Here is an 11,941-nt window from a genome sequence, read left to right on the forward strand (position 1 = left end):
TTACCTTACTTACCTTACGGTTCTGGCGGCTGCTAGCCGTTGCGGAAGTGGAAGATCCCCCACTCCAGGTGGCCGTTGCGGCCGCCCTCGACCCAGTGCCCGAGGCCTCTCTTCATGTTGTCTATGTACTCCCGGCTAACCGCCCCGGCGAGCTCCTCCTCCCGCTCTTCCGTCTCGCGCAGCACGCGGCCGTAGTGCTCCGGGAGCTGCTCATGGTGATCCTCGTAGTCAAGCTCTGTCATGCCCAGATACGCGGTACGCTCGCGGTAGAAGCCGGGCGAGCCCAGGGTCTCCAGGTGCAGGCGGTCCAGTATGGGCTGTAGCACCTCCTCCGGGCAGCCGTCGGACTTCATGGGGTCGGTAAAGACGAACTCGCCGCCGGACTTGAGAACCCGCACGACCTCGTCTATGACCTTCGCCCGCGCGCCGCTGTGCAGCATCGCGTCCTGGGACCAGACGAAGTCGAAGGCGTTGTCGGGGTAGGGCAGGTCCTCGAAGCTCGCGTCCACAACCTCTATGAGATGGTCGAGGCCCTGCTCCCGGTTCATCTGCCGGTCGCGCTCGTTCTCTACCTCGCTCAGGTTCAGAGCCACGACCTCGCAGCCGTACTCCCGGGCCAGGTAGCGCGCCGAGCCGCCGTAACCGGCCCCCACGTCCAGAACCCGGGCCTCCGAGCCGAGACCACCCAGCCGCCCGGCCATCCTTTCGACGGTGCGGCGGCTGGCGTCGAAGATCGGCTCGTTATCGGAGCGGTACATCCCGACGTGGATGTCCTCGCCGCCCCAGATGGTAAAGTAGAAGTTGTCCGCGTCGTCGGAGTTGTAGTACTCCTGCGCGGTCCTTACGGCTCCGGTGTACTCTTCATATTTCTGTGTCACTACCGCTCATCCTCCTCGTGGACTTCGTAGGCCTTCTCAGCGATGTGGATAAAGAAGTCCGGGTCCGCGTCGCGGTAGGTCTCCTGGAAATCGCCGTAGGTCTCTACCCTCTGGAACCCGACCTCCTCCATTAGCCCCCGGATGTAGTCCTTGCGCACCGGGCACATGTTGAGGTGGAAGACGGAGTCGTCCGGGAAATCGTAGCGGAAGCGGGCGAGCCCCTCGTCCACGTGCTCCGGGTAGACGCTGATGTCGTCGCCGCAGTAGTAGTACGTGTGCTTGGAAGAGTAACCGTCGTCCATGATGGCGTCGTAGTTGCGCTGGTCCATGATCAGGACGCCGTCGTGGTTGAGCATGGCGTAGAACTCCGCCAGCGTCTTGCGGCGGTCCCGCTCGTCGAACAGGTGGGTAAAGGAGTTGCCGAGACATATAATCGCGTCGTAAGTGCCCCGCACGTCGCGGTTCAGCCACCGCCAGTCGGCGTGTACCGTGCGCAGTATATGCCCGCCGTACCTCTGGCCATTCTGGAAGGCCTTGGCGAGCATCTCCGCGCTACCGTCCGCGCTCACCACGTCGAACCCCTCGTTGAGCAGCCGCAGGGAATGAAACCCCGTCCCGGTGGCGACGTCTAGCACCGACCGCGCGCCGCGGTCCTTCAGAAGCTCGATAAAGAAGTCGCCCTCGCTCTCGGCGCGGGCCTCCCAGTCTATGAGCTCGTCCCACTTGTCCACGAAACTCTCGACGTACTCCATCGTGTAGTGGTCCGACTCCCGAACCTCCACCGGATTGTCGCCAAACGCCTGCTGCGTCTCTCGTTCCTTCTCCCGAATCTCGTCCGAAATAGGTCACCAACTCCTCTCTCTGGATCCCTCGGATGAATAAGTATGCGATCCTACACCCTTTCGTAACGTCTTGCCACCTCTGGGAGGCCAAACAAAGACCTCTGGAGCGGTCAAATATTCGAAATTATGCAAAGATTTCACTTGGAGAAACAGATTCAAGCATAAAATCCATGCCAAATCCATGCTTTTGCAGGCTGTTTGCGGTTCCGGGCGGCGGGCGGCATCGTGGCCCCGACGGCGTATAGAATTTGCGGCATGACGGAGATTTCGAGAAGTGCGAGAAGTGCGGAGAATTCGGAGAGCGCAGAGGGTACGGAGAGCGCGGGTAGCTCGAGGAGCGCCGGGATACTGTTACACCCGACCTCGCTGGCGGGTCCTTATGGTATCGGGGAGCTCGGCGGCGAGGCGGTGGGGTTCGTGGGCTTTCTGCAGCAGGCGGGGCAGCGGCTGTGGCAGGTGCTGCCGCTGAACCCCCCGGACGCCGAGGGGTCACCGTATTCCTCGGGGTCGGCTTTTGCGGGGAGTCCCTTGCTGGTTAGCACGGGGCGGATGATCGAGACCGGGTTGCTCCGCCGGGACGAGGCCCCGCCGGAGGAGCCGGGACCGGTGGACTATCATAGGGTGGCCGCGCGCAAGGACGGGCTTTTGAGGAAGGCTTACGCCAGGGGCGGAGAGGGGCTCCGGGAGGAGCTCTCGGCGTTCCGGGAGGCGCATCAGGACTGGCTGCCGGATTACGCGCTGTACCGGGCGCTCAAGGAGAGGTATGGCGGCGAGCCGTGGAGCCGCTGGCCCGGGGGGCTCGCAGGCCGGGAGAGCGACGCGCTGGCCGAGGCCCGGCGTGAGCTCGCCGGGGAGATAGGGTTTCACGAGTTCGTGCAGTACCTGTTCGACGAGCACTGGGGCGAGGTACGCCGCGCGGCGCGCGGTGCGGGGGTCGAGATCGTCGGGGACCTCCCTATCTTCGTCAGCCACGACTCCGCCGACGTGTGGGCGAATCAGGGGCTCTTCCACCTGGACGAGGGAGGCGAGCCTTCCGTGGTGGCCGGGGTGCCGCCGGACTACTTCTCCGAGACCGGCCAGCTCTGGGGCAACCCGCTCTACGACTGGGAGCGCATGGCCGGGGAGGGGTACGCGTGGTGGGTGCGCCGGATGCGGCGGGCGCTCGAGCTGTACGACGCCGTGCGCGTGGACCACTTCCGCGGCTTCGCGGCCCACTGGGAGATCCCGGCCGAGGCGGAGAGCGCCAAGAGGGGGCGCTGGGTCGAGGGGCCGGGGCGGGCCCTCTTCGATAAGCTGGAGAAAGAGCTCGGAGAGCTGCCGGTGATAGCGGAGGACCTCGGGGAGATCACGGCCGAGGTAGAGGCGCTGCGCGACGGGCTCGGGCTGCCGGGGATGAAGGTCCTGCAGTTCGCTTTCTCGGGGCCGGACAACCACTTCCTGCCCCACAACTACGGCCACGAGGAGTGGGTCGTCTACACCGGCACCCACGACAACGACACCACAGCCGGCTGGTGGACCTCCGCCTCGCGCGAGGAGCGGGAGTACGCCCGGCGCTACCTGGGCCGGGAGTATGCCGGGGTGGAAGATCTTATCCGGCTCGCCTACGCCTCCACGGCGCGGCGGGCCGTGGTCCCGATGCAGGATCACCTCGGCCTGGGCTCCGGGACCCGCATGAACACCCCCGGCACCACCGAGGGTAACTGGTCCTGGGGGTTATCCGGCGGAGAGCTGACCACGGAGCTGGCCTCCGGCATCCGGGAGAAGGCCCGGATCTACGGCCGTCTCGGGAGTTAGCCGCTAGCCTTTACTCGCTCGACCCTCCTCGCCGGAGGCCGATCCGCCCTCTATCCACTCCACCGGAACCGGGCCGGAGGAGCGAGAGCCCAGGAAAGCGCCGTGACTGTCTCCAAGGACGTGGATGCGGGGCCCGGCGGCAACCCGATGCTAAAGCCGGCCCGCACTCGCGCCGCGCAGCGGCTCGCCGCCCACGTACACCATCCCTCCCTGCATGGAGGTCGTCTCTTCCGGCAGGTCGGCGACGCGCTCTATGAGGTCCGCCCCGCCGTTCTCGCCCCGGAGCGGGACCACATCCCCGCGCTCCGGCTCCCCAGACGAGCAACCCGGGCTTCACGGCCAGCATCTGCTCGCCGTCCTCCAGAGTCGGTTTCATGCTCGGCCCGGCGATTATGGACGGCGGAGCGAAGAGCGGCCTCAAGGAGCCGGACACCGACGCTGGAGAGAGAGACCGAGGAGCAGGGCGGACGAGGCGAAGTCCTGTCCGTGACGCGTGCTCCGGGAGTCTTGTGCCTGGACCGTCCACCCGGCTACAGAGCGTCCAGATGGGTCGGGGGCCAGAAGACGAGGAACGCCTGGCCTACCATGTTCTCCTCGGGGACGGGGCCGAAGAAACGGGAGTCACGCGAGTTGCTGCGGTTGTCGCCCATCATGAAGTAGGAGTCTTCGGGGATCGTGATCTCCTCCTGCGGCGGGCTGAGGCCGCCGTCCTGGTTCAGGTAGGGCTCGTTCTGAGGCTTGCCGTTCACGTACAGCTTGCCCTCGCGAACCTCCACCGTGTCACCGGGGGTGGCGACGACGCGTTTTATGAGGTCCTGGCCCTCCACCTCGACGCTCTCGAACACGGCGACGTCGCCCCGCTCGGGGTCGGTAAAGTCGTAGATGAACTTGTTGGCGAGCACCCGGTCGCCGATCATCAGGGTCGGGATCATGCTCCCCGACGGTATGACGAACGCCTCCACGATAAACGGCCGTACCACCCCGAAGACCAGCGCGAACGCGACGAGGGCGATGACCAGTAGCTCGACCGTCCCGCCCCGCTGCTTCGCGGCCCGGCGGTCGCGGCGCCCCTTGTAGGAGGGCTCCCCGTTATTCCCGGCTTGCCCGTCTTCGTCTTTCCGGCTCGTCTGGAAACGCTCGTCGCTCATAAAGGCTAAGAATAACCCACCAAAAGGGGGAATGCGGCAAAATTCCGGGGTAACTTCACACTCCGCTCACACTCCCCGGTCTACCCGGCGGCGGGCTCGGCGTGGATCACGACCTGCTCCAGCGCCGGGAGGCCGGCCCGCAGCGTCCGCTCGACGTGCTCGGTGCGCAGGTGTACCTCTCCGACGCCCATCCGGGGCGGGAAGTCACAGTGGAGCACGGCGTCGAGTGCCCCCGTCTCGGCGTCTTCCGGACCCTTGTGCCGGTACAGGCGCACCTCGTGGCAGCTCGCCTCCGTACCGGATCCCGCCACCGCGCGCCGGATCTCCTCCACGAGTTCCGGGTGATCGGCGTCCACCCGCTCGCGCTCCTCGGGATCGGGCTCTGCCACCTCTATGTGCGAGTTGACGCGGGCGATGCGGGGCTCCTGGCGCCGAATCTCGTCTCCGAGGCCGCTGGCCCGCTCGTGGGCCTCGCCTAACGTGAGCGCCGGGTCCACCTCGACGTGCAGCGTGGCCTCATAGCTCCCGCCCGCGCGCTGCACCCGCTCGTGGTGGGTCCTGAACCCCATCTCCTGGGCGATGCCGTGGATGGCTTCGGCCATCGTCTCGGCCTCGGTGGCGACCGGCTCGACGTGTACGACGCTCTCGGTACGGCCGTCTATGTAGCGCACCGTCTCCTCGACCCTCTCGCTGATGCCGTGGGCCTCGGCGGCGCTGACCGTCCTCGGCACGCTCACGACGATGTCCGCGAACTTGCGGTGGCCGGACTCCCTGAGGCGCACCCGGCGGGTTTCGACCACCCCGCTCACGGACTCCGCGCCGCGCGAGATCCTGCCCTGAAGCTCCACCGGAGCGAGGTCCAGCAGCACGTTCACGCTCCGCATCGCGAGCTGACCGGCCTTGCCCAGGATAAACAGCCCGACCAGCAGCGCCGCGAACGCGTCGGCCCGCTCCAGAAACCACCCGCCGCCCCCGACGCTGGCGCCGTACGCCGAGAGTGCAAGCCCGATTATGACCACGGAGGAGCTGAACATGTCGGCCCGGAAGTTCAGGGCGTCGGCCTCCAGCGCCCGACTGCCGTGCCGGCGGGCGACCCGGTAGAGCATCCGGGAGCGCCACAGGTCCACCGCCACGCTCACCCCCATCACCACGAAAGCCCACACCGAGACCTGCACGGCAACCGGCTCGAAGAAGATTCGGCCTATGGACTCGGACAGCACCCAGGCCGCCGTCCCGAGCAGCAACACCCCCTGCACCACCGCCGAGAGATTCTCGACCCGCCCGTGCCCGTAGGGATGATTTTCGTCGGCCGGACGCCCCGCGACCCGCACGGAGAAGAACGTGATAACGCTCGCCACCGTATCCAGCGCCGAGTGCGCGGCCTCCGCCAACAGCCCGAGACTCCCCGTCGCCAGCCCCGCCGCCAGCTTCGCCGCCGTCAGGCACACCGCAGCCGCCAGCGAGGCCACCGTCACCCGGTTCTTCTCCCGCTGCGCACCCTTCGAAAGTCCCGTGTCGGCACCGGCGGACATCAGGAGAATATACCACAGGTTACACGGAAAAATTCCCTGCAAATTGGCGTTTTTTTAGTTTTGCCTAAAGGTTTCTCGGGGCCTGGCAAAATCCGATGCAAGAGAGGTTTCCAGAGTCTCGCTCCCACCACGGCGGTTAGCGAGAACCGCCCTTTCAGAGTATTGCGGGGTAGTTAGGGGACGAGGATGGTCCTCAGTAGGAGCACCATGAATAGCAGGCCCATCGCGAGCCCTGTAATCCTTAGCGTAACCGTGAGCCAGGTTAGATCCACCGGTAACACCTCGCCCGTCCCCAGTGAGATCGCACCGACTCCAGAGGCCACGAAAGCCAAGAACAGCGGGTGGGCGTGTATCAGGAGAGTGCCCGCCAGCCCGAGCGTCAGGTTGGAGAGCCCCACGAAGAGCGCCACCAGAAAGAAGGCGATGTCCCCCGGGAAACCGGGATCCTTGAGCAGCGCGCGTCTCATGCCCGGTAGCAACCTACGCATCTCCCTTCTATACCGGAGGCTTGCGCGGCCGGGAGCCGGGCGGAAAGGCGAGCCGCCACAGCCTCCAGGCCAGCCACACGGAGACGAGCCACAGCGAGGCGGCGAGGTACCCGGCGAGCACGTCCGTCGGGTAGTGGACGCCGAGGTAGAGGCGGGAGAAGCCGATCAGGGCTATCAGGATGGCCCCGGCGGCGGCTACCAGCCAGCGCCAGGGACTTTCGAGGCGGAGGGCTATCAACAGCGCGAGCGCCCCGTAGAACCCGACGGCCACGGTCGCGTGGCCGCTCGGGAAGGAGTAGAAGGAGGCCTCGTAGCCGGAGTCTATGATCTCGGGCCGCGCCCGGCGGAAGACTATTTTCAGGACCGTGGTCAGGGCGATGCTGCCGCCGGTGGAGGCGACGAGCAGTGCGGCGGAGAGCCTGTAGCCCGAGCGATAGAAGAGGTAGGCGGAGAAGACGAGGGCCGGTATCACGAACCAGTAGTAGCCCAGCGCAGTTATGAGGCGCATCGGCACGTCGAACCATCCGGGAGAGACCGCGGCGACGCCCCGGAGCACCGCCGTGTCTACGCGACGGCTCTCACCCTGCACGACCTCCTCGGAGAGCTCCAGAAACAGGAGAAGCAGCCCGGAGGAGAGACCCAGCCCGAGAGCTAGCTGGAGCGCCAGGGCGGACTTTGGCCGCCGCCGCACCTCGCGCCGCAGCCTTTCCACCGCCCTGGACGACCTGGATCTCCCGGAGAGCCTCACGAGAGGCATGATAACCCGGTGGGCGCGTGCACACGGCGTATAATCCGGGCGGCCGGGACCGAGAAGTCAATCTAGTCGAGAAGTCGGAAAATCGGGAAGTAGACGCGGGAGGCAGGCGGTTGCGTAACGGCGAGATAGTGCGGGCCCTGGAGAACATCGTGGCGCTGATGGAGATCCGGGGCGAGGAGCACTACCGGGTGCTCGCCTACCAGCGGGCCTCCGAGAGCGTGGCGGCCTCCGGACGGGAGGTCTCTGACATGGACGACCCGAAAGAGCTCCCCCACGTCGGCGGGTCTACGGCAGAGGTGATCCGGGCCCTCGCCGCCGACGAGACGCCGCAGCTCCTGCAGGACCTCACCGACGAGATACCGCCCGGCCTGGTAGAGGTAACGCGCCTGCAGAACGTCGGGCCGCGCACCGCCGGCAGGCTATGGCGCGAGCTGGACGTGACGAGCGTCGAGGGGCTCGTGGAGGTGGAGCCGGGCTCCATCGCCGCGCTAAAGGGCTTCGGCAAGAAGAGCGAGGATCGCATCCTCGAAGCGGCCCGCACCTACAACTCCACCGAGCGCCGCATGCTCCTGAACGACGCCACCGATCTCGGCGAGCAGCTAATATCTTTCGTCCGGGGTCATCCGTCCACCGAACGGACCGAGCTCGCGGGCTCGCTGCGCCGCCGCAAGGAGACCGTCGGCGACCTCGACATAGTCGCCGCGAGCACCGACCAGCAGGCGCTTGCAGACGCCTTCGCGGAGGCGGAGTTCGTGGACGAGATGGTGGCCCACGGGCCGACGAAGGTCTCCATAAAGACGGCCGGGACCGACGTGGACCTGCGCATCATCGCGCCCGAGAGCTATGGCGCGCTCTTGCACCACTTCACCGGAAGCCAGGCCCACAACGTCGTCCTGCGCGAGCGGGCGGTGGCCCGGGGCCTGAACATCTCCGAGTACGGCATAGCGGAGGATCACAAGGCCCCGGACGAGCGCGAGTACGAGCCATTCGCCACTGAAGAGGCGCTTTTCGAGCGGCTCGGCCTGTCCTACATCCCGCCGGAGTTGCGCGAGGACGGCGGCGAGCTACAGGCCGCCGAGGAAGGGAGCCTGCCGGAGCTCTTGCGGGTAGAGGACATCCGGGGCGACCTGCACGTCCACACGAGCTACTCCGACGGCCAGGGCACCATCGAGAGCATGGCAGAGGCCGCCATCGAGCTCGGCTACGAGTACCTCGTGTTCTGCGACCACTCCCAGAGCCTGCGCGTCGCCAACGGCCTATCCCCCGACCGCCTGAAGAAGAAGATACACGCCGTTCGAGAAGCAGACGCGGAGTACGAGGAGATACGCCTCCTCTGCGGCTCGGAGGTGGACATAATGAAGAACGGCAAGCTCGACTACGAGGATGCGCTACTCGCCGAGCTGGACTTCGTCGTCGCCAGCGTCCACACGGCGTTCAACCTGCCCGAGCAAGATCAGACCGACCGGATGCTGCGGGCGATAAACAACCCCTACGTGCGCACCATCGCCCACCCGACCGGGCGCATCCTGAACCGCCGCGAGCCCTACGAGGTTGACGTGTACCGGCTCATAGAGGAGGCGAAGACGACGAACACGGCGCTGGAGCTAAACTCGTACCCGGACCGCCTGGATCTCTCGGTGCCCTACGCGCGCGAGGCCGTGCGTCAGGGGGTCCGCATCACCATAGACACCGACGCCCACGACGAACGGGCGCTCTCGTTCATACGGTACGGCGTAGACCAGGCGCGCCGTGCCTGGGCCGGGAAGGACAACGTAATAAACTGCCTGCCGCTCCGGGAGTTCGAGGCATTCCTGGCGGAGGGTAAGTAGTAGTCGTGGCCTGATGTATCTACTAATCGCGGGGGTCTCCGGGAACGGCTTCGCCCTCGGCCTTGAACTATCGGCCTCAAGTACTCCGGAGGCTTTACCCGCCCGTGGCCGGCGGTCGGCATGACCGTATCCGGGGCCCCGAGCTTCTACCTGCTCTCCGTCTCCCTAAAGACCCATGCCACCGGCACCGCCGTCCTCGGCATCCTACTCCGCTCCGGGGTGGGCGACCTCTTCAGGGTGCTTTCCACGCTCCTCATGGTCGCCGGGGCGGCCGGGCCCCGGCTGACCTCGTAGAGGCCGGCGCACCGCGAAAGAGGCCCCCGCGGGTGTGCGAGGGCCTCGGCGGACGGTAGATAGTGTTTTTAGTGTTTTGCCGGAGTTGCCGGAGCTACTCCCTCGCTGCGGCGGCCTCCGCCGGGTCCTTGGCGGCCTCCCACACGCTCGGGTCCTCGGCCCCCTCGGCCTCGCCTTGCTCCTCCAGCCAACGCTCTGCGTCTATGGCCGAGCGGCAGCCGTCTCCGGCGGCGGTCACGGCCTGCCGGTAGCGGATGTCCGAGACGTCCCCGGCGGCGAACACGCCCGGCACGCTGGTCATGGTGTGCTCCTTCTGCAGGATGTAGCCCGCGTCGTCCATCTCCACGAGGCCCTTGAAGAGCTTGGTGGAGGGCTCGTGGCCTATAGCCGTGAAGAAGCCGTCTACCTCTAGCTCGTACTCCTCGTCGGTCTGGGTGTCCCTGAGGAGCGCCCCGGTAACCGACTCCTCGCCGAGCACGTCCTCGACGGCGACGTTGGTAACGAACTCGATGACCGGGTTCTTCTGGGCGCGCTCAAGCATGATCCTGGACGCCCGGAACTCGTCGCGCCGGTGCAGGATCTTCACTTCGGAGGCGAACTTGGCGAGGAACAGGGCCTCCTCCATCGCCGTGTCGCCGCCGCCGACGACGGCCACTTTCTTGCCGGTAAAGAAGAACCCGTCGCAGGTCGCGCAGCCCGAAACTCCGCGCCCCATCAGACGCTGCTCGTTCTCCAGCCCGAGCCACTTGGCCTTCGCACCCGTCGCTATGACCACGGTCTGGGACAGCACCGGCTCGTCCTCGCCTTCGGCCCACAGCTTGAACGGCCGCTCCGAAAAGTCCACGCGCTCGACGTTGTCCGGGCGCATCTCGGCCCCGAACCGCGCGGCCTGGGCCTCGAACTCGTCCATCATCTCCGGGCCCATGACACCGTCCTTGTAGCCCGGATAGTTCTCAACGTCCGAGGTGAGCATGAGCTGCCCGCCCATCTCGAAGCCCTGGAAAACGAGCGTCGAAAGGCTCGCCCGCGATGCGTAAAGCGCCGAGGTATACCCCGCCGGTCCAGAGCCTACTATTACCACGTCGTACTGATCGCGCGCCAAAATCGCCTCCCGATTTATACAAATTACACAGACTTCAGCTACAAGAGTCATTCTATTATATCTCGTAAATCCAATAGCTTTATCTTGTACATTATTGTGAACAGGTCAACGCCGCGGCCAGGCTACGACGCCCGTTTTCCGGGGATCACGAGGGAGATAATCAGGTAGGTCGGATAGAGGGACGCGGGGGCGGCTGGCACGGAGACGGGTAATCGAATATAAACTACGGGGTATGGGCGAGTCACCCGACCTGCCGTCCGGCGCGCATACCGGCCTATCCCGGACAGAGACTGGGGAGCCGGGTGCCGTCGCGTTCGGGCTTAGCCTGGATCTTCTGCTCCTGGCTTTGCTGCCGCTGTGGCTTTTTCTGGCCTCTTTCCTCCCGGTCATGGTCTCTATCTGGAGCGGCCTGCTCGCGGCGGAGTTTTTCTACCCGGCGATGGTGGTTACGGGCTTCTTTTGCTACGCGGTCGTTCTGCCCCTCGGGGTGTACCGGTCGAAGCTGGCCGGCGCACGGCGGCGGGAGATCGCCGCCAACAGGATGTCACGCTTCGCAGCTTTGATCACCGAGTTGTACGCTGCCAGCCGCCGGAGTCCCCGGCTAGCGGCGGACCCGCGGGCCGCACAGGCATTCAGGCTCTACGCCCTGGCGCAACGGGAGGTGGATAAGCGCCCCCGCAACCCGCGGCAGGAGACGCGGGGTATGATCTCCCGCGGCGCCACTCTCGCCGAGCGGGCGCTGGCGGAGGACCCGGAAGCCGGCCCCGGCACCGGGCCTGTTCTCTAGCGGCGGACCCTCCGACCCGTAACGTCGTGTTTCGACTACACTCCGGCGACGGAGGGGCGGGCCACGAACGTCTCTACGGTACCCGGACATGCCCGGGAGCCCTGCCGCCTCCACAAGACGTGTAGGTTATCAGCGAGGATGGAGGGGTGGTATGGCCTGGATCTACCTGTTTCTGGCCGGGCTTTTCGAGACTGGTTGGGCGATAGGGCTCAAGTATACGGAGGGCTTTAGCCGGCTCGTGCCCTCGCTCCTCACCGTGGCGGCGATGGGCGTGAGCTTCTGGCTGCTCTCGGCGGCGCTCAGGACGCTCCCGGTCGGCTCGGCCTACGCCGTGTGGACCGGGATCGGGGCGGTGGGCACGGTTATTCTCGGCATCCTGCTCTTCAAGGAGCCGGTAACCGTGGCGAGAATGCTCTCTATACTCCTGATCCTGGCCGGCGTCGCCGGCCTGCGGCTGACCTCTGGAGGCTAGGCTCACCGGAAGCTCCGG

At 66.1% G+C, this 11,941-nt stretch carries 12 protein-coding genes and 1 pseudogene; 5 read left to right on the top strand and 8 right to left on the bottom strand.

Going from position 1 to position 11,941, the window contains the following annotated elements:
- Positions 1-32 precede the first annotated feature (32 nt).
- Both ABD53_RS17400 and ABD53_RS17405 read right to left on the bottom strand, forming a co-directional pair.
- Positions 33-878, bottom strand: a complete 846-nt coding sequence (locus ABD53_RS17400) for an SAM-dependent methyltransferase (protein WP_047864386.1) — start codon at positions 876-878, stop codon at positions 33-35.
- Entirely contained in the window at positions 878-1,660 is a 783-nt protein-coding gene (locus tag ABD53_RS17405) for a glycine/sarcosine N-methyltransferase (RefSeq protein ID WP_200900267.1), read from the bottom strand. Before ABD53_RS17405 ends, ABD53_RS17400 begins: the two co-directional genes overlap by 1 nt.
- 315 nt (positions 1,661-1,975) lie before the next feature.
- Between ABD53_RS17405 and malQ the strand changes: the two genes are divergently transcribed.
- Positions 1,976-3,514: a 4-alpha-glucanotransferase gene (gene malQ, locus ABD53_RS03830; RefSeq protein ID WP_084709268.1), complete on the top strand. Its 1,539-nt coding sequence runs from the start codon at positions 1,976-1,978 to the stop codon at positions 3,512-3,514.
- 150 nt (positions 3,515-3,664) lie between these two features.
- On the opposite strand, the pseudogene ABD53_RS17170 reads toward malQ, so the two are convergent.
- From ABD53_RS17170 to ABD53_RS03850, 5 genes and pseudogenes are all read right to left on the bottom strand, one after another.
- Positions 3,665-3,817 (bottom strand): annotated as a pseudogene (locus tag ABD53_RS17170) (signal peptidase I); the annotation flags it as partial.
- Positions 3,818-4,044: 227 nt separating this feature from the next.
- Entirely contained in the window at positions 4,045-4,662 is a 618-nt protein-coding gene (gene lepB / locus ABD53_RS03835) for a signal peptidase I (protein ID WP_084709269.1), read from the bottom strand.
- An 80-nt stretch (positions 4,663-4,742) separates the two neighbouring features.
- The gene (locus tag ABD53_RS03840) at positions 4,743-6,194 is read right to left on the bottom strand and encodes a cation diffusion facilitator family transporter (protein ID WP_047864388.1); all 1,452 of its coding nucleotides are present in this window, start codon (positions 6,192-6,194) and stop codon (positions 4,743-4,745) included.
- A 173-nt stretch (positions 6,195-6,367) separates the two neighbouring features.
- Positions 6,368-6,682 carry a hypothetical protein gene (locus ABD53_RS03845; protein ID WP_152670559.1) on the bottom strand — a complete coding sequence of 105 codons (315 nt, stop codon included), beginning with the start codon at positions 6,680-6,682 and terminating at the stop codon, positions 6,368-6,370.
- Between the two features lie 7 nt (positions 6,683-6,689).
- On the bottom strand, positions 6,690-7,394 hold the full coding sequence (locus ABD53_RS03850; RefSeq protein WP_047864390.1) for a phosphatase PAP2 family protein: 705 nt from the start codon (positions 7,392-7,394) through the stop codon (positions 6,690-6,692).
- A 155-nt stretch (positions 7,395-7,549) separates the two neighbouring features.
- Here ABD53_RS03850 and polX point away from each other — a divergent pair, with 155 nt between their 5' ends.
- The gene (polX, locus tag ABD53_RS03855) at positions 7,550-9,268 is read left to right on the top strand and encodes a DNA polymerase/3'-5' exonuclease PolX (protein WP_053057647.1); all 1,719 of its coding nucleotides are present in this window, start codon (positions 7,550-7,552) and stop codon (positions 9,266-9,268) included.
- 69 nt (positions 9,269-9,337) lie between these two features.
- Entirely contained in the window at positions 9,338-9,562 is a 225-nt protein-coding gene (locus ABD53_RS16420) for an SMR family transporter (protein ID WP_084709271.1), read from the top strand.
- Positions 9,563-9,656: 94 nt separating this feature from the next.
- Here ABD53_RS16420 and trxB read toward each other — a convergent pair whose 3' ends face one another.
- Entirely contained in the window at positions 9,657-10,667 is a 1,011-nt protein-coding gene (trxB, locus tag ABD53_RS03860; protein WP_407690102.1) for a thioredoxin-disulfide reductase, read from the bottom strand.
- A gap of 229 nt (positions 10,668-10,896) precedes the next feature.
- Here trxB and ABD53_RS03865 point away from each other — a divergent pair, with 229 nt between their 5' ends.
- Positions 10,897-11,451 carry a hypothetical protein gene (locus ABD53_RS03865; protein ID WP_047864392.1) on the top strand — a complete coding sequence of 185 codons (555 nt, stop codon included), beginning with the start codon at positions 10,897-10,899 and terminating at the stop codon, positions 11,449-11,451.
- A gap of 151 nt (positions 11,452-11,602) precedes the next feature.
- The gene (gene sugE / locus ABD53_RS03870) at positions 11,603-11,923 is read left to right on the top strand and encodes a quaternary ammonium compound efflux SMR transporter SugE (RefSeq protein ID WP_047864393.1); all 321 of its coding nucleotides are present in this window, start codon (positions 11,603-11,605) and stop codon (positions 11,921-11,923) included.
- The last annotated feature ends 18 nt before the right edge of the window (positions 11,924-11,941 follow it).

It is taken from the genome of Rubrobacter aplysinae (genome assembly GCF_001029505.1).
Classification (GTDB): Bacteria; Actinomycetota; Rubrobacteria; order Rubrobacterales; family Rubrobacteraceae; genus Rubrobacter_A; species Rubrobacter_A aplysinae.

Bases quoted from the DNA above. Each gene is read 5' to 3' on its own strand.
- lepB (WP_084709269.1), bottom strand. From the start codon at position 4,662: ATGAGCGACGAGCGTTTCCAGACGAGCCGGAAAGACGAAGACGGGCAA.
- malQ (WP_084709268.1), top strand. From the start codon at position 1,976: ATGACGGAGATTTCGAGAAGTGCGAGAAGTGCGGAGAATTCGGAGAGC.
- ABD53_RS03840 (WP_047864388.1), bottom strand. From the start codon at position 6,194: ATGTCCGCCGGTGCCGACACGGGACTTTCGAAGGGTGCGCAGCGGGAG.
- ABD53_RS03845 (WP_152670559.1), bottom strand. From the start codon at position 6,682: ATGCGTAGGTTGCTACCGGGCATGAGACGCGCGCTGCTCAAGGATCCC.
- ABD53_RS03865 (WP_047864392.1), top strand. From the start codon at position 10,897: ATGGGCGAGTCACCCGACCTGCCGTCCGGCGCGCATACCGGCCTATCC.
- sugE (WP_047864393.1), top strand. From the start codon at position 11,603: ATGGCCTGGATCTACCTGTTTCTGGCCGGGCTTTTCGAGACTGGTTGG.